General features: G+C 60.9%; 10 protein-coding genes. 7 read left to right on the top strand and 3 right to left on the bottom strand.

Features of this window, described 5'->3' with window-relative positions; all coding sequences use genetic code 11:
- Positions 1-180 precede the first annotated feature (180 nt).
- The 5 genes from HSR6_RS11430 to HSR6_RS08770 all read left to right on the top strand — a co-directional run bounded on the left by HSR6_RS11430 (position 181) and on the right by HSR6_RS08770 (position 11,554).
- Positions 181-372, top strand: a complete 192-nt coding sequence (locus tag HSR6_RS11430; protein ID WP_071933384.1) for a surface glycoprotein — start codon at positions 181-183, stop codon at positions 370-372.
- Complete coding sequence (locus tag HSR6_RS08785) at positions 369-8,558, top strand: beta strand repeat-containing protein (protein ID WP_071933383.1); 8,190 nt, start codon at positions 369-371, stop codon at positions 8,556-8,558. The genes HSR6_RS11430 and HSR6_RS08785 overlap by 4 nt, the downstream gene beginning before the upstream one ends.
- 44 nt (positions 8,559-8,602) lie before the next feature.
- Positions 8,603-9,709, top strand: coding sequence for a carboxypeptidase-like regulatory domain-containing protein (locus HSR6_RS08780; protein WP_071933382.1), 1,107 nt, complete (start codon positions 8,603-8,605; stop codon positions 9,707-9,709).
- 121 nt (positions 9,710-9,830) lie between these two features.
- On the top strand, positions 9,831-10,112 hold the full coding sequence (locus tag HSR6_RS08775) for a nickel-binding protein (protein ID WP_071933381.1): 282 nt from the start codon (positions 9,831-9,833) through the stop codon (positions 10,110-10,112).
- A gap of 149 nt (positions 10,113-10,261) precedes the next feature.
- The gene (locus tag HSR6_RS08770) at positions 10,262-11,554 is read left to right on the top strand and encodes an O-acetylhomoserine aminocarboxypropyltransferase/cysteine synthase family protein (protein ID WP_071933380.1); all 1,293 of its coding nucleotides are present in this window, start codon (positions 10,262-10,264) and stop codon (positions 11,552-11,554) included.
- A gap of 14 nt (positions 11,555-11,568) precedes the next feature.
- Here the strand turns inward: HSR6_RS08770 and HSR6_RS08765 are convergent, their stop codons facing one another.
- On the bottom strand, positions 11,569-12,042 hold the full coding sequence (locus tag HSR6_RS08765) for a hypothetical protein (protein WP_071933379.1): 474 nt from the start codon (positions 12,040-12,042) through the stop codon (positions 11,569-11,571).
- A gap of 85 nt (positions 12,043-12,127) precedes the next feature.
- A complete protein-coding gene (locus HSR6_RS08760) occupies positions 12,128-16,012 on the bottom strand; it encodes a PAS domain S-box protein (RefSeq protein ID WP_071933378.1) in 3,885 nt (1,294 codons plus the stop codon).
- A 94-nt stretch (positions 16,013-16,106) separates the two neighbouring features.
- Here HSR6_RS08760 and HSR6_RS08755 point away from each other — a divergent pair, with 94 nt between their 5' ends.
- The gene (locus tag HSR6_RS08755) at positions 16,107-16,892 is read left to right on the top strand and encodes an SDR family oxidoreductase (protein ID WP_070365516.1); all 786 of its coding nucleotides are present in this window, start codon (positions 16,107-16,109) and stop codon (positions 16,890-16,892) included.
- A gap of 47 nt (positions 16,893-16,939) precedes the next feature.
- Complete coding sequence (locus HSR6_RS08750; RefSeq protein WP_070365515.1) at positions 16,940-17,266, top strand: DsrE family protein; 327 nt, start codon at positions 16,940-16,942, stop codon at positions 17,264-17,266.
- Here HSR6_RS08750 and HSR6_RS08745 read toward each other — a convergent pair whose 3' ends face one another.
- Positions 17,267-17,506, bottom strand: coding sequence for a DUF7120 family protein (locus HSR6_RS08745; RefSeq protein ID WP_070365514.1), 240 nt, complete (start codon positions 17,504-17,506; stop codon positions 17,267-17,269).
- Positions 17,507-17,561 lie beyond the last annotated feature (55 nt).

The following is a 17,561-nucleotide window of genomic DNA, read 5'->3' as shown; positions in this document are numbered from 1 at the left end:
TCGGCGGGGTCGCCCCTGGGTTAGCGGTCGCCCAGGACTCCCCGCCTGAACCCCCACACCGCGTCTACGGTGACGTGGTCTCCGAGAGCGGCGACGCGATCGAAGGGGTCACAGTCCAGGCTATCATCGACGGGTGGCGGTGGTGCTGTTTCGGCGTCTGCATTCAAACACAAACCAACCATGAACGAAGGCTATACAGACAAAGCCCGCGCAATCTTCCTCGCGGCGCTGATGGTCGTCTCCGTATTCGGGGCGACTGTCTCGCGTTCGCTGGGGCAGATTACGACGGGTACTAGTCCAGTATCACGGTCAGGTACTGGCTATGTGACAGTCGAATCGGGAACCATGATTCCCACGGAGGTGGGAGCATGAGTAGTAGACGGGAGAAGGCACGTGCGATCTTCCTTGCGCTGATTATGGTCACGTCCGTGATGGCCGCAGGTGTGGCTTTCACTGGCTCAGCGGTAGCGCAATCCGGCGATGAGATCACAGTGGATAATCTGACCGATTTCGAAACCAACGTCACTGGGGACGGTGATGCTGGCCCTGGTGACACTATTATTGTTGAGGAGGGTAATTACCCTGAAACCTCAACAATAACAGTCTCTGTAGATAACGTAACCATCCGTGCTGCGGATGGACAAAATCCAGAGATTAGTCTCTCCAGCAACGAGAGGCTCAGGATTGAATCTGATGACGTCACCGTCAATGGGTTAGACTTCAATCGGACTGAAAGCTCTTCGAATACTAACCCGGTTATAAACGTAGTTGCTGACTCGTCGACCATCATCAACAACGATGTTGATGGTGGCACGATTGGGGGTCAGATGTCGGGTGACTTCATTATCCGGAATAACACGTTAAGTGGAACGAACCCGAAAAACGATCACCCAATATTTACTTTTGGTGTCGACTCGGTCGGTGACGTCGTAATTGAAAATAACGACCTGTCCGGATATGACGACTCTACCGACTCAACCGGTGACGTATCCATTGATACGAATAATGGTGAAATCGGCTCGATAAACAGTTACACGAATCTGGAAGATGCTGCACTGTCGGTTCTCGAAGACAACACGGGAGTCGATAGGATTAATCTAGCGACTGTTGGAATTACAGCCACTGGCCCGGGTGACACGGTTCAGAATGCTGTCGATACGACAACAGAAGATGGCACGATTCTCGTTACTCCGGGCACCTACAAAGAGAGCGTGACCATCGATACGGCGAACGTCACGCTCGAATCGACGGCTGGTGCTGACGCGACGACCATCAATGCAACCGAAAGTGGGGATGCGGTCTCCATCAGTTCCCAAGGAGTGACAGTTTCCGGTTTTACGCTGGAAACCGACTCAACTGGCGTGGATGTTGGTGCTGACGCTGATGCGGGCACCGGAATCGTTGTCACCCAGAACAATATCGATGACGTAAGCAATGGAATCAACGCAACTGATGGATCTGGAACAGTAGACGCCGCCTATAACTGGTGGGGTGACAGAACAGGCCCAAGCGGCGAGGCCGATGGTGATGGCGCGTCCATCTCCGCAAACGTTGATTACGTTCCGTTCTACCTCGACAGCGATGGCAATCAATCGGCTAACGCCGTGTACACATCTGGAAGTCCGGTGATTCAGGAGGCTGAGATAACCGACACTAACAACAACGGCAACATCGACAACGTGACGATTACTGTCGATGAAGCCATTGACGACGAGAAACTTGACAAGACGGACTTCAGCATCGACGGGCAAAACCCCAGCGAGATCAAGACTGGAACGGCCTTTGACGAGACAATTGTTCTCGAATATGAGGGCGACAACGAACTCACAGGAACTGGAACTGGAGTACTGGACACCTTCTCGGCAACGATTTCGGACCTGAACAAGTCCGAAAGTGAATTTAGCGCGGGTGATCTGTCCAGGAAAATCACGGACAGTGCAGAACCGGTCGTCACTGACGTCTCGGCCGAGCCGTCTGTGATAAACAGTGGAAACGCACCAACGAGCCCAACAATCACCGTAACTTTCTCGGAATCGGTGAGCTCCGCCAACGGAGGGACCTTCCAAGTCACTCCCGATCTAACCCGCCAGTCCGATGACGGAAAGGTGTCGATTGACGGCTCCATCGATAACGACACTCTCTCCGGTACGACAGTTGCGGACCTTGGTGGTGATGTTGGGGTTGACTACTTCGGTGCGGTTGAAGTAACCGACGCTGTGGAAGACGATGCTGGTAACAGCAACATCGACTTCAACTCGGCCGATGACGGTCCGGAGCGTCTTCTGGACGTCGACCGTGTCCCGCCAGAACTGTCGGACAGTACGGTCACAACTCTGGACACGGACGAGGATGGGACCGTAGATCAGCTAAAGGTTGACTTCAACGACGACCTAAACGACAACTCGGTTCAGACTGACGACTTCGAAGTCACTGATCCGAATGCCACGATTACGTCTTGGGAGACCGGTGAGGTCGATAATGACAACATCATCTTCCTCGACATTGAGGGACTTCCCTCTGAAGACACGGCAGTGGCGCCGGAGCTGACGGTCAAACAGAATTCGTTGGAGGATACTGCTGGTAATACAGGGCCGACAGTGGAGGAGACACAGCGTGCGGTCGATGGCGCAAGTCCGATCGTCACCGACATCTCCCTCAATGAGTCGGTGATTAACAACTCCGATGTCCCGACTGATGTTGAAGTCAATGTCACCTTCAGCGAGGCACTAGAAACGGACTCAACCGTTACGCTCGCTGGACTTGGACAAGGAGAAATTGGCACCAACGAAGTTGAATCCGCGACAGACGCCAATCTGTCAGTTGTCACCGCTAGTGAGGTTACAGACAACGATGAAGACACCGAGGTCTTCGTCGATGTCTCTGATGGTATTGACAGTGCCGATAACGCCCAAGTTGCGTTCAACCAAACCTCATTCGACGATGAGACACTGTTAATCGTCGATACAGAGGAACCATCCGTTACGGTAAGTGATGACGCGCCCGTTGGAGAGATCGTGAACGGGACCCTTGACCTTAGCACCTACTTCGACGTGAGCGGTGCTGAGTCCGATAGTGGCTCCGTCACCTACTCGATCAACACGACTGGCGCTCAGGATGGTACGTTTACCGAGGTCTCTGAAAGCTTCGATTCCGAAAGTGTCGAAGATACGGACAGCCTCGTGATAAAGGCCGTCGGGACTGACGACGTTGGGAACAGTGTCAGTGCGACGACGGGATCGATCTCCGTCGACAATACTGCGCCCGACGTAACAGTCTCGAATCCGGCCGAAACGACCGCTGCACCGACTGACGGAACTCTGGAAATTGGGTTCACTGTCGATGAGTTGAACGTTGCTGGCGATGCAACTGTTGAGCTGACCGACGATGAGGGCAATATCGCCGAGTACCAGGTTGGTATAGACAACACTGGGGGAGAGACTGCCAATACTGCAACGTTGAGGCTGAACGTCTCGGAGGACGCGACTGCTGACGAGAACGAAGTTCTCCCGACTCAGGTTGATGAGAACTTCAGCTTCGACACCCAGACGCTGTACGACCTTTCGGTGACCGTTGAAGACGAGCCTGGACAGTCGACGACTGCTACCTTCGAGGACGCGCTGTTCCTCGACGACACCAGTCCGGAAGGATTCAGCCTCCTCTCGCCCACCGAGCCGAAGGAATACGAAGATAATGACGGCCTACCAATCTCGTACGGATACACTGAGAACAACACTGACGAAGTGACGGTGTCGCTGACGAACGAGTCCGGTGCGGTGGCGAACATGACCGTCGACGAGTCACTCTATGTCGACGACGGTGTTGTGAAAAGCTTCGAAGCTCAGCTCTTCGACTCCTTTAACACTGGATCGTTGGCCGACGGTCGGTACAACGTCTCCGTGACTGTGACTGACCTTGCGGGTAACGAGTACGTTGATTCGACCGACAATGGACCGGTCGCAATCAACAACAACGATGAGAGTGGTTCAGTCAACTTCGAGGAAGTGACTGCAACTGCCGATCTCAACGACACGAGTGAGGAAGTTACAGTCGATGTCACCTACAACGTCTCGGTAACCGAAGTCGAGGATCCCGGTGCACTTGATCCGAGTGCGGAGGACCTCAATGGCGTTACCATCGACTCAGCCGACGATCTGGTGACATACGACATCACGTACTATGACGACTCTGCTGAGACGTACGTGAACAACGAAGTCGGCAACATCACTGGTGGGAGCTTCGACAACATTCAGGTCGTCGACAATGAGACAATTACCGCCACCAAGACGGTTGGCGTAAACCTCAGTGACGACCTGACTGAAGATGCTGACCGTGTGCTCGACTACACAGTCAATGTCGACGACACAAAGGATGTCTCTGTCAAGGCTACATCCACCAGCGATGTTGCGACCCAAAGTGACACAGTGGATTCCGCCACTGCGACGTTGACCAGCCAGGAGCCGATCGTTCCGAGCATCGAACACGTCGAAGTTGATGACGTGGATACGCCGAGCAACTCGCTGACAATCACGTTCGACCGGCCGGTGACCGCGAACGTAGACATCTCGACTGATGACTTCGCGTACGAGAACGTGAGCGGTCAGACGAACTACGTCACCAGTGTCTCGGATGTGGATGGTGATCGGGACGTCTCAGTCACACTCGAAGACAATGTCCTTGAGGATGCTGTTGGAACTGACATCCTGAGTATTCAGCCGGATGTCTTCAAGAGTGTCCAGTCTGAAGACAAGGTCGTTCCGGCAGTGAACAGCACGTTCGACGAGACGGACGCACCCGCGTTTGACTCGGCGAACTACGATGTCGGTGAGAATGCATCGACCATCGATGTCGGCTTCGACCAGGAGGTCGTGGACGAGAACGGTGACGCACTGACGGCGGGCAACTTCACCTACTCGGGTGATGCGTCCGTCGTTAGCGTCGATCACACTGCTGAAACCAAAACCGCAACGGTGCACCTCGATGGTGAGGTCACCAGCGACGAAATCGACGACAGTGAGCAGATCAAAGCGACTGGCGTTTCCGACCGCTTCGATAACGTTCAGCAAGACACGGACGAACTCACTGCAGGGATCACTGACGACACCCAACCGGACGCTATAGAGGTCGTGGAGCCGTCCAATCGGGACATCAAGCAGTCGGACGACACGCTCCAGGTTGCGTACAAGTACACCGAGAACATCCCGGATGGCGTTGAGGATGTCACGGTCAAGCTCGTTAGTGATGACGATACCTACGAGTTCGATATCGACGACAGCCAGTACGCCAACGATGGGACGCTGAAGACGGTCACGCTGGACCTCGGCGATAAAGGTGGTCTGAAGGATAATCAGTACGCGGTCGAAGTTAGCGTGACTGACGCCGCCGAAAACCAGTACTCCTCCAACCCGACTGAGGAACTGGTGGTCATCAACGACGAAGCACCAGGTATTAGCAACGTCGAAGTTTCCCCACAGGACGACATTGCACCCGGTGACTCAGCAAATGTTGAATTCGATCTCTCTGATGCGACGGATGTCACCAACGTCGATATCATCCTTGTGCAGGAAGATACGGAGGAACGCGTCAAGACCGACTTGACGTACACGCCCACGGAAGATGGAGACACCTACACGGAATCCATCACCGTGCCCGAAACAATTGCTGACAACGAGGCTTACACCGTCGTCGTCACCGCGACTGACGAGAGTGGCTTCCAGAACTACGCCCTCTCAGAATTTGGCGCTCTGGACGTGAACGCGGAAGCGCCGTATATCGAATCCGTTGAAACGGACGCTGGGACTTCGACGGCGACGGTCACGTTCAGTGAGCCCGTTGAGGCTGCAGACGGCACTATCAGCGCTGACGACTTCGCGTACCAGGATGTCAGCGCTAGTGGCGCGAGCGCCATCGAAAGTGCCACTCAAACGGGCCCGGCAACTGTGGAGCTCGAACTGGACCAGGATGTCTCTGCTGACGGTCTGGAGGCAGATCTGGTGAGTGTCCGCAAGGGCGCTATCCACGATACGGCCGAAATTGATGTGGTTACTGCTCTAGAGGACGTTTCGAACGAATGGGTGCCTCTGGGCGGTTACAATTACGAAGAGGTCCAGGAGTTCGAACCGGGTCTCGGTCCCGTAGATAACTTCGACTTCATGGCCGGAACGGAAAGCCAGGTCGAAGTCACATTCACTGCGCCAGTTGAGGCTGCAGATGGTGAAGTTAGCGCCGATGACTTCTCCTACTGGGACCTCAGTGAGGGCGGAGCAAGTGGGATTGTTGCCGCAGAACAGACTTCACCAAATACCATCCTCCTGACTCTGAACGATGATCTTGCCTATGAGGATGTCAGGAGCGGGATGGACAGCACAGGAGATGCCATCAAAGTCAATTCCGGCGCGCTTCAGTTCCAAGAACCGATAGAAGAGCCTGACTACGCCGGACCGCGCGATGCGGCAAGCGATGAGACTGACGCACTCCAAGACACCACGCCACCGAGTGCATCGATCATCGAAGATCCGATCAACGCTGACAACGTCAAGGATTACGACCTGACCGTGGACACCGGCGACGAGAAGGTGTCCGAGGTCACGGTCACGTTGACCGGACCGAACGAGACCGAGGTCAACTCGACCGCGTCTGTTGAAGGCCCACACGACTTCAACTTCGACGCGAGTGAACTCGAAGATGGTAATGTCTCTGTCGCAGTCGACCTTGTTGATGCTGGTGAGAACGAAGCGTCCGAATCGACGACGGTGACCAAAGACACTGTGCGACCGGAGGTCACTGCCGCGTCGACGAACGCCGGCACGGACGAGATCGTCGTGGCCTTCGACGAATCGGTCAACGACGCCAATTCGAGTGAAAGCTACGAGCTGAGTAACCTCACGTTCGAGGACTCCGAATGGCTAGATGATAAGCGGGTCCGGCTTACGGTGCAGGATCCGATCGAACCGGACGATATCGGCAACGAAAACGTCACGGTGACGGCGACAGAAGACGTCGAGAACGATGTCGGATCTAGCGTCGAAGGGGCTGCAGTTACCCTCTCGGACGAGGAGTCGCCGAACGCTTACGGTATCTGGACGTCCAACGGCACCACGAGCTTCGAGGTGCGCTTCTCGGAGAACGTGTACAACGAGTCCGAAGAAGACCTCACCGTTGATGACTTCACGTACGTGAACGTCAGTGGCGAGGATCACGAGGTTGTTGATGTCACCTACGACGCCGGTGATGGCAGTGCGATGGTGACGATTGACTCGCCGCTCGTGGGAGCAGATCTCAACGAGGACAAAGTTGAGGTCTCCCTCTACGATTCGGAAGAGAACCATAACACGGACACTGTCACTGTCAAAGAGCAAATCGTGGATCTCTCGTCCTACGAGGTCACCAGCGACGACGGCTCGGTCGAGGTCAGCTTCACGACCAGTGAGGAACTCGAATCCTTCGAAATCGACTACTTCACTGACGGCGATCTCGTTGAGTTCGACGGTGACGACGAGATCACCGAACTCGATCAGTCGGACTTCGAGGTCTCCGAGACGGACGGGGCGTTCACGTACACGTTCGTTGACGAAGAGGTCCCGCGAGACGGCAGCTATGTGGCTGCTCTGAAGTCCGTGGAGACTGTCGGTGGACAGTCCTACGACGCCACTGAAAACGACGGGTACTACGTTGAAGACCGAGCGACGGTTGATCAGGAGGATCCCAACCCGGTCGATGCGGAGGTCGTCAATGCCGGAAGTGGGGCCACTGCGATTGCTGTTCAGTTCAACGAACCGGTTGACATAGTCTCTGATAACTGGGAGATTGAGATCGACGGCGTGGATCAGGTTGCCACTGTCCACTCGGACTACTCGACTACTGATCCGACGAAAACTGGTGAAGTGTTCTTCGAGATCAGTGACAATGTGGCTACTGGCGATGCGCCATCTCTCTCGTTCAGTGGAGACGGTCTGACCGAGTTCTATGGCGTCAACGATGCGACTCCAGTGAGTGCGGGTGCGTCTACCACCCTTAACACTCACGAGTATCACCTCTCGGAGGGTGTCAACTTCGTCTCCGTTCCGGCCGCCACTGGTAGCTTGTCCCTCTCCGACCTCTCGGATGAGGAGCTGGCAAACGTCGAGTCCATCATGACCTACGACCGCTCGGTCGAAGGCAACTGGGCTACGTGGACGCCGAACGAAGACCACGATGACGACTTCGAAGAACTCAAAGGCGGTGTCGGCTACATCGTGAAGGTTGACGGCGAAACCACCTGGGACGTGAACGTCTACAACACGCCCGATGGTGGTGACAGCGCTGCCTCCGCCACGCCGCAGCAGACCGAACTCCAGGAAGGCTGGAACCTCGTCGGTCACTGGCAGGAAGGCAATCAGAACGCTGAAATCGCTCTTGGATCGGTCCATGGATCTGTGAATAGTGCGTACGGCCAGCAGACAGATGGCGAGTGGTCGTACACTCTGGTCACCCCCGAGGACCGCTTCCAGCCCGGTGAAGCTTACTGGGTCTTCGTCACTGACGACGAAGTCTACGGCGAGACGCCGTTCGGAGACCGGTAAACCGCAACCACCAACTTTCCACCATCTTTGGGGGTAACACATAGATGACACACCAAACACGCTGGACACGCGGTGGATTGCGGACCCTCGCAGTCCTCGCCATGGCGATGCTCGTCATCGCCGGCACGGCCGCGGCGGTTCCGGTCGCACCCAACGAGGTGTACGGAACCGTCTCCGACCAGAATGGCGACGCCGTCGATGGCGTCACGGTCGAAGCGGTCCACGACGGCGAGGTCCTGGTCTCCACGACCACCGATAGCGACGGCTACTACGAATTGAAAGTCCCCGACCCGAACGATGAGGCGTCGGGCGAAACAGTGACGATCCGAACGACCGGCACCCAGAGCGACGACCAGGCCTCGATCACCTGGGAGTCGGCCGCGGTGGATAACCGCGACCTGGATGTCGAAATCCAGACCGATACCGGTGACGGTGGCGCTGACGACGGCGACACCGATGATGGCGACACCGACGATGGTGACACCGGTGGCGGTGGGGCACCGAGCGGTGGCGGTGGTGCTGACGATGGTACTGAGACCACCACGACCACCACAGCCCCGCCCAGCGAGCCTGTTGAAGAGGGTCTGAGCGGCACGGAAGCCGAAGTCGCCATCGAGGGTGACTCCCTCGTGGCTGTTGGCTTCCAGTCCCAGACCGAACTCAGCGGCTCGGTCTCGGTCCAGGCACTCCAGGACCCGCCGCAGCCGGTGCCCGAGGCACGCCAGTTCGTCTCGGCTGCCGAGATCACCTTCAGTGACGGCGACGGCGAAGGTGTTGACATGGTCCGGCTGTCGGTGTCCCAGTCCCGGCTGGACGAACTCGGTGTGACGCCGTCGGGCCTGGTCGTCGCCCACCTGGGTGACGACGAGTGGGAGGAACTCGACACCACCGTGGTCAGTACTGACGGCCCGGTGGTCGTCGAAGCCCCATCTGTGGGCTTCTCCACCTACGCGGTCCTCGCCCAGGAGGACGTGACGACCACGACGGCGACGGGCGACACGCCGACCGAGACGACGGAACCGCCAGCCGACACGACCACGGAGACGCCCACCGAGACGACCACCGAAACTGACACCCCCGGATTCGGGATCTCACTCTCGCTGGTCGCGCTCATCGGGGCGGCGCTCCTGGCACTTCGGCGACACGCCTAACCACGACTGACCGGCGAAACCGGTCCGAGCGAGCGGCTTATTTTTCGCGCCACGCGACCGGGTTGCCTCCGACAGAAACATTATGGTGCTCGCTACCCAACATGTTCCTGGTGAGTTACTAATGGCACGAATCATCACGATGCGGTATTCCGACGAAGGTCGACTCCCCGACGCAACCCAGGAGCAACTCGAAGAGCTCCAGGCCAACGTCGTCGAGACAGTATCGAACTACGACGACGTCGAGTTCAAGGGCACCTTCGCCAACGACGAGGGCATGGGCATCTGCGAGTGGGAGGCCCCCGACGTCGCGACCGTCGAGCAGATCTACGAGGAGTCCGGCGCGGCCGAGATGGCCCCGAGCGACGAGATCATCGAAGTGCAGCAGGTTCTCCCGCTCGAATAAGCCCGAGCAGACCGGTCGGGTCCCAGTTTTCCCCCGTTTTTTCACCCCCGTTCGAGCCGCCCGGCTGCATCCGGGCAATTACCCCCGGGCATTTTCTCCACCTGCTTCATTCGCAGAGTTTATGCCGGGGCCACCGTTTCCTCCCAGTGATGACCGACGACGAGCCGGGCCTGTACACCCGCGCGATCCACGCCGGGCAGGCCCCCGACGAGGCGACCCACTCGCGAGCGCCACCGATCTATCAGACGACCTCCTACACCTTCGAGGACAGCGCGGACGCCGCCGAACAGTTCGCGCTGGAGAAACCCGGCTACATCTACTCCCGGCTGGGCAACCCCACCGTCGAGAGCCTCCAGGAGCGGTTGGCCAGCCTCGAAGGCGGCGTGGGTGCGGTCGCGACCGGCTCCGGCATGGCCGCACTGGATCTGGTCACCTTCCTGCTGGCTCAGGCCGGTGACAACATCGTCGCCGCCTCCGCGCTCTACGGCGGGACCCACACCTATCTGAACCACACCGCGAGCCGGCGGGGGATCGAGACCCGCTTCGTCGACACGCTCTCGCCCGCCGCGTACCGCGAGGCCATCGACGAACACACCGCCTACGTCCTGATCGAGACCATCGGCAACCCGGCGCTGGTGACCCCGGACATCGAGCAGATTGCGGCGATCGCCCACGAGAACGACACGCCGCTGCTCGTGGACAACACCTTCGCGACCCCGTACCTCGCGAACCCCATCGAGTACGGCGCGGACCTGGTCTGGAACTCGACCACCAAGTGGCTCCACGGGGCCGGTTCGACCGTCGGCGGCGTGATCGTCGACGGCGGGTCGTTCCCCTGGGCCGAGCACGCCGAGACGTACCCCGAAATCGGCGGGGAGAACCCCGCCTACCACGGTGTGAACTTCGCCGAACGCTTCGGCGACGCGGCCTTCACCAACGCCGCCATCGCCCGCGGGCTGCGCGATCTGGGGAACCAGCAGGCCCCCTTCGACGCCTGGGTCACCCTCCAGAAACTGGAGACCTTCCCGCTGCGGATGGCCCGGCACTGCGAGAACGCGGCCATCGTCGCGGAGTACCTCGATGATCACCCGGCCGTCCAGTGGATCAACTACCCGGGACTGGAGACCCACGAGACGGCCGAAAACGCGGATCGCTATCTCGATGGCGGGTACGGCGGGATGATCACCTTCGGCATCGACGGGGGCTATGACGCGGCCCAGCGGGCGACCGAATCGACCGAACTGGCGAGCCTTCTCGCGAACGTCGGGGACGCGAAGACGCTGATCATTCACCCCGCCTCGACCACCCACCAGCAGCTTTCGGAGTCAGAACTGGCCGCTGCGGGGGTGAAACCCGACATGATCCGGCTCTCGGTCGGCCTGGAGGACCCCGCGGACATCATCGCGGATCTGGATCAGGCGATCGAGGCGGCGACCCGGTAGACCCCGATTTGAACCTACTTGGGATCGACCTGCACCGTCCAAGACGTCCCGCCGCCGTCGGCCGCGATCTCCCACTGGTCCTCCTCGACGACGCCGCTCGCGGCGGCCTCGTGCAGCACTGCCTTGAGTGCGGCCTCGAGTGTCTCTTCGTCCGTCGGTTTGACGACCCTGGCGTGCTGATCGGGCTCGGTGATGAACGTCTCGACCACGCCCTCGAATGTCTCCGCGCCGGTCGTGTACTCCTCGGCGAAAAGACGGAGGCGCTGGCCCGAACTCGGGGCGGAGTCGAGTTCGATTTCGACCTGTTCGCGGTCCGTGTCCTGCAGTCGGCTTACCTCCTCGCGTTCGGCCCGCTCGATCGCGTCCCGAAGGTCGGCCGGCGCGGTCCCGGACTGGGCCTGGTCCGTGGTGACCCAGTCCGTTTCGAGGACGTCGAGGTTCTCGTCGAGATACCGCCTGGCGACGACGGTGGGTTCGGCCTGATACATTGGTTTGGTCTACATGACTGCGGTATCGGCCTTCAAATCGATGGTTAACATGGAAACCAAAACAGCAGCTACCAAACTTAGTACGTTAACTGTGGAGGGTTGCACCGTCGTCGAACAGTGCCCGCAGGAGTTTACGTTGGGCCGCTTGCAGGTGTTTGTAGACGGCCGGACGCGAGATGTCGAAACTGGTCCCGAGCTCCTCGCCCGTGATCTGCTTTGGCGTCTCGTAGTACCCGCCGTAGTAGGCCGCCCGGAGGATCTCACGCTGTCGGTCGGTCAGCAGCTCACTCGTGCTGGTCAAAAGCCCCGCATCCTGGGGCGTTCGGGTTCGCCGGGCCGTCAGTTCGACGTCCGTGTACTGGGTGCTCACCCAGGCGATGACCGGCCGAACCGGCTGCTCCGCGGTCTGAACGAGGGTGACCGTCGCGCCTGTTGGGGTCCCGATGGCTTCGGCGAGCCGGCCGCCGTGGTCCCTGATCCCGTCCGCGAGCATCGGTTTGGCCATTTCGACGGTTAGCTGCCCGTGTTCCGGGGCGCCAAACCAGTCGGCCGAGACGATCTTCGTGTTCTCCTGAACTGCCTCGAAGACCGCCTCCGGGTCCCCGTCCAGGACCGTCCAGAGCTCCGTGACCGTTCCGTCGGTCGTCGCCAGGATCGTCTCGAACCGGATCTCGCTGTCGGTACGCTCGGCCACCCGGTAGAGTGGATACTGAGGGTCCTGGATCGAAAATTCCACCTCGACGGTATCTGACTCCGCGCCGGCGTTCCGGATGGTCACGGTGCGAATCGAGGTCGCCAGAAGCGACCCGACGTCCGCGAGCAGGGACTCGTACAGGTCACCGAAGGCCTCGGCCTGTCGGCTGAAGACGGTCAACACGCCGTAGAGGACGTCGTCTTGCTCCAGCGGGATGGAAAGCACCGACCGGAATCGCCCGGTCAGCGCCTGGGTCGCCCAGGGTTGTTCGGGCACGTTCCGCGGGATCTGTGAGACGTTTCGCAGCCGGTGGTCGTCGGCGGCCTGCTGGGCGGGACAGCGCGCCCCGTCGACGGTCGTGGTGTCGATCGCGTCCAGATAGCCCCGGTCCTCGCCGGCCCAGGCAGCGGGCGTGAGTTCGGCGTCGTTTGCCTCCGGCCGGCCGATCCACGCGAAGTCCACCGGGTCGGTCCTGACCACCTCCTCACAGACACTTGCCTCGAGTTCCTCGCGGGTGTCACTCTCGGCGAAGCGCCGCTGGACCGCCTCCACGGCGTTCAGCAGGTCGGTCAATTCGGCCGTGCGGGTCTGCTGGGTCTGGAGCTGTTCGTCGGCCTGTCGGCGCTTGTGTTCCTGCTCGATGCGTTCGAGGATGGCCGCGGCGTTGGTCGCGATGAGCTCCAGCCACTGTCGGTCGTCCGCAGACACGGTCGTGTCCGGCTCGATCCCGACCAGCAGGAGGCCGAAGGCCCCGATCGGGACGACGAGCAGGTCCTGCATATTGGTCCCCTCCGCCGGGGCCCAGGGTGTGTCCGTCATCGTGAGGCGGTCGGTCTCCTGTGCCCGGTAGCTCTCCCAGATCGAGTTCTGTCCGGGTTCGATCGGGGGCACGGCGTCGGCGGGGGTCTCCATTGCCGGCGAGACGGCCTGGGCCCGCAACACGCCAGCGGCCTCGTCGTAGCCAAGCACGGCAAAGCGGGCGACAGAGAGGGTTTCCCAGACCGCGTCGATGACCCCTTCGTAGAGGGCCGGTTTCGACTTCGCGGTCAACAGTTCGCGAGTCGCCCCCACTAACTCGTGCAGGCGCTGGCTGCGCCGTTCGAGCTCCTGCTCGCGTCGCTTCCGGTCGGTGATGTCGGTGATAAAGCCCTCCAGTTTCGGCTCCTGGGCCCCGATCTGGGTGACCGGCTGGCCTTGCTCCCAGAGCCACTTCTCCTCGCCATTGCGGGTGCGAATCCGATAGGTCACCGTGAAGGGCCGCCCGGCGTCGACGGCGGCGCTCGTCTGTTCTCTGACTCGCGCTCGATCTTCGGGATGGACGAGCGCTTCCTCCCAGTTGACCGCCCCCGAGACGAGTTCCTTCGCCGTGTAGCCGGTCAACTCTTTGGCCCGGCCGCGGACCAGCTCCATCGGCCAGCCCTGTTCGTTCTTACAGCGGTAGACGATCCCCGGCAGGTTGCTGATGAGGGTGTCCAGTTGGCGCTGTTGTTCCTTCTGGGCCGAGACGTCACGGCTCGTGACCACCAGCCCCTCGAAGTCGTGATCCTCGAGGAGGGCCTGCCCGCGGCTCTCCACCCAGGTCCAGGATCCGTCCGTGGTTCGAATCCGGTACTCCAGGGGCTCGACCGACTGGTCGCCGTGCAACCGCCGGGTAAACTCTTCTCTGACGAGTTCGCGGTCGGCCGGATGGATGAACTCGAAGGCGTCCGCACCGACCCGGCCGGAGGGATACTGCCCCACGATCGCCTCGATGCCGGGACTCTCGTACTGGAGGCGTCCCTCGGCGTCGATCACGGTCACGGCGTCCTGAATGCTCTCCAGGAAGAGCTCGTAGCGTTCGAGTTCGAGTTCCCGTTCCTTGCGGTCGGTGATGTCCTGGACGACTCCGATCGCCTCGACGGGCTCCGCGTGGCCGGGCTCGCTGAACGACTCGACTTTCTCGCGCATCCAGCGGATCTCCGCGCCCAACTTCACCCGATATTCGATGTCGTAGCTGCCCCCGGATTCGAGGACCCGCTCCCACTGCCCTTCGACGCGGTCGCGGTCGGCGGGGTGGACCTGGCCCATGAACTTCTCGCCGGTGAACCGCTCGTTGCCGGAGACGTCCCGCAGGTCGTAGTACCAGCTGGTGATGTTCGCGATCCGCTGGGCCTCACGCAGGTGGGTCTCGATCTGTCGTTCCCGGTTCTTGCGGTCGGTGATCTCCCGGGTCGAGCCCACGATGTACTGCACCTCGTCCTCGACGACGACCGGCGCCAGTCGGGTCCACCAGTGGGTCTGGCGGCCGTCCATCTCCAGGGTCTGTTCCACGTCGAGGGACTCCCGATTTTCCACACAGCGTCGATACCGATCGGCAATCTCCCCGCCCCGCTTCGCCCCGAAGATCTCCCGGGGGGTCTTCCCCTCGATGTCGGCGGCCGAAAGCGGGCTCGCCTCCTCGTAGGCCGGATTGACCCGTTCGATGGTGAACTCCTCGTCGACGTCGACGATGAAGGTGGCCTCCCGGTGGTCCTCGAACAGCGTCTCGGCCAGCTCACGGTTTCGAATCCGCTGTTTTTTGGCCTGCAGGTTCCGTGCGACACTCACGATGACCCGCTGGTCCGTACAGGAAAGCAGCGACGAGGTGATCTCGACGGGGACTTCTTCTCCACTCGCCGTGACGTAGGTGGCCTCGAACTGCACGGACTCCTCGCGTTCGAGTTCCGCCAGCCGGGGCCCGAGGTGGGACTCGGAGACCGCCGGATCGAACAGCGACGGATCGGCCCCCAGCAGTTCGTCCTCCGCGTAACCCAGCAGGTCGATCGCGGCCTGATTGACCGCTCGAAAACGGCCAGCCTCGTCGTGGACGAAGGCCGCGTCGCTGATCTGCTCGATCAAATCCTCCAGAATGTTCCATCGGACCGCAGACTCTCCCTCGTCGGGTTCTCCGTCGGGATGGACCTGCCCGGTCAGCACGATGTATTCATCCCGGTCGTGGGCGACTGGCCGACGGGTGAGTGTCACCGCTGGGGACTGAGCGCCGTCCGGATGCAGGCCCGTCGTCGTGAACTCGTGGCTGGCATCGGGGGCTGGCACTCGGGCGAGCATCGCTTCGAGGTCGGTGAACCCCGTCGCCGTGCTGACCGTCGACCCCAGGAGGTCCGCCTGTGACTGCCCGAGGACTTCGCTGGCCCGCTCGTTGGCCTCGACGATCTCCCCAGTGGCGGCGTCGATCCCGAGTATCAGCGCTCCGCTTGCCTCGAACAGCGCCGAGCGGAGCGTGGTTCCGTCATCCATGCCCGGATCCCATATCCCCTGCAATGACGGCCCCGGTCAAAAGTCTGGCCGGAAGTGGCTCAACGCTTTTGGCGATCGGTCGTCTCGAACGCTCATGGATCTCGACATCGAGGGCAACGCGGCACTGGTGACAGCCTCTTCAAGTGGGCTGGGAAAGGCCTCGGCGATCGCGCTCGCCCGCGAGGGCGTGGACGTCGCGATCAACGGCCGGGACCCCGACCGACTGGCCGCGGCCAGGGAGGACATCGAGGCCGCCGGCCCTGGGGCGGTGCACACGATCCAGGCCGATCTGACCGATCCGGACGCCGGACCCACGCTCGTCGACGAAACTGTCGCGGCCTTCGGTGGCCTGGATCACCTGGTAACGAGTGCCGGAGGGCCACCAGCCGGGCCCTTCCTGGAGACCGAGGACACGGACTGGGAGGCCGCCTTCGAACTCCTCCTTATGAGCGTGGTCAGGCTCGTTCGCCGAGCCGAACCCCACCTCCGGCAAGGCGAGGGCACCATCGTCACCATCACCTCCCGGAGCGTGAAGGAGGCCATTGACTCCCTCGTGCTCTCGAACTCGGTTCGCATGGGCGTGATCGGCCTGGAGAAGACACTCTCGAAGGAACTGGCCCCCGAAATCCGTTCGAACGCCGTCCTGCCCGGGCCACACGAGACGGCCCGCATCCGGGAACTGGTCGCGGACGCCGTCGAGCGTGGCGACGTGGAAGACTACGAGGCCGGGCTCGCGGAGTGGGCCGACAACCCCCTCGAACGGATCGGTGACCCCATCGAACTGGGGACTCTCGTGGCCTTCCTCAGTTCGCCCCGGTCGGGATTCGTAAACGGGGCCGCGATCCCCATCGACGGCGGGGCGACCCAGTCGAACCTGTGACTCGCCGGGAGCGCGGACTCCTTAACCCGGGCGCGTGAAGCCAGGCTATGCAGCTTGGACTCATCGTCGAGACGAACGATCCCGGCGCGATCTGGAACGGGTTCCGACTCGGGAACACGGCCCTCGCCGCCGGTCACGACGTGACGGCCTACCTCCTCGGAGACGGCGTGGAGGCCCCCGATCAGCCGGCGGGTGACGACGTCAACCCACACGGTGTCATGCGGAAGTTTCTGCTGGAGGGTGGGGAACTCCTCGCCTGTGACCGGTGTCTCGACCACCGGGATCTGGACGGCGACGAACTCCGGCCCCGGGCGGGGATGGACGAATTGCTGTCGCTCATCGAGGACGCGGACGAGACGGTGACGATCGGCTGATCAGTACATCCGGTCCGAACCGGGGTCGTCGTCCGCGATGGCCGGGTCCTGCTGGTCCTCCACCGCGCCGGTGAAGACCGACTCCTCGTCCAGGTTCTGCTCGTCGGACTGGTAGGCCGAGAGCCCGAGGGTCAAAAGCTCCTCGACGGCCTGGTCCCAGTTCAGGAACTCCCCCGACTCGACGAAACGATCGATGTCGCTCGTGACACGGTCCGGCAGCGTCACTTCCGATTCCGGCATACGCGGTCATGGGAGACACGATGGGATGAATCCACCGGTGCCGGGCGACCGCCGG

The sequence above is a fragment of the Halodesulfurarchaeum formicicum genome (assembly GCF_001886955.1).
GTDB lineage: Archaea > Halobacteriota > Halobacteria > Halobacteriales > Halobacteriaceae > Halodesulfurarchaeum > Halodesulfurarchaeum formicicum.
Note: the sequence above shows the minus strand (reverse complement) of the source record. Positions and strands in the feature narration are given on the sequence as shown.

What these genes read in the sequence shown, in the direction of transcription:
- HSR6_RS08765 (WP_071933379.1), bottom strand. Translation starts at nt 12,042, where the DNA reads ATGTATCAGGCCGAACCCACCGTCGTCGCCAGGCGGTATCTCGACGAG.
- HSR6_RS08760 (WP_071933378.1), bottom strand. Translation starts at nt 16,012, where the DNA reads ATGGATGACGGAACCACGCTCCGCTCGGCGCTGTTCGAGGCAAGCGGA.
- HSR6_RS08785 (WP_071933383.1), top strand. Translation starts at nt 369, where the DNA reads ATGAGTAGTAGACGGGAGAAGGCACGTGCGATCTTCCTTGCGCTGATT.
- HSR6_RS08755 (WP_070365516.1), top strand. Translation starts at nt 16,107, where the DNA reads ATGGATCTCGACATCGAGGGCAACGCGGCACTGGTGACAGCCTCTTCA.
- HSR6_RS08770 (WP_071933380.1), top strand. Translation starts at nt 10,262, where the DNA reads ATGACCGACGACGAGCCGGGCCTGTACACCCGCGCGATCCACGCCGGG.
- HSR6_RS08780 (WP_071933382.1), top strand. Translation starts at nt 8,603, where the DNA reads ATGACACACCAAACACGCTGGACACGCGGTGGATTGCGGACCCTCGCA.
- HSR6_RS11430 (WP_071933384.1), top strand. Translation starts at nt 181, where the DNA reads ATGAACGAAGGCTATACAGACAAAGCCCGCGCAATCTTCCTCGCGGCG.
- HSR6_RS08745 (WP_070365514.1), bottom strand. Translation starts at nt 17,506, where the DNA reads ATGCCGGAATCGGAAGTGACGCTGCCGGACCGTGTCACGAGCGACATC.
- HSR6_RS08775 (WP_071933381.1), top strand. Translation starts at nt 9,831, where the DNA reads ATGGCACGAATCATCACGATGCGGTATTCCGACGAAGGTCGACTCCCC.
- HSR6_RS08750 (WP_070365515.1), top strand. Translation starts at nt 16,940, where the DNA reads ATGCAGCTTGGACTCATCGTCGAGACGAACGATCCCGGCGCGATCTGG.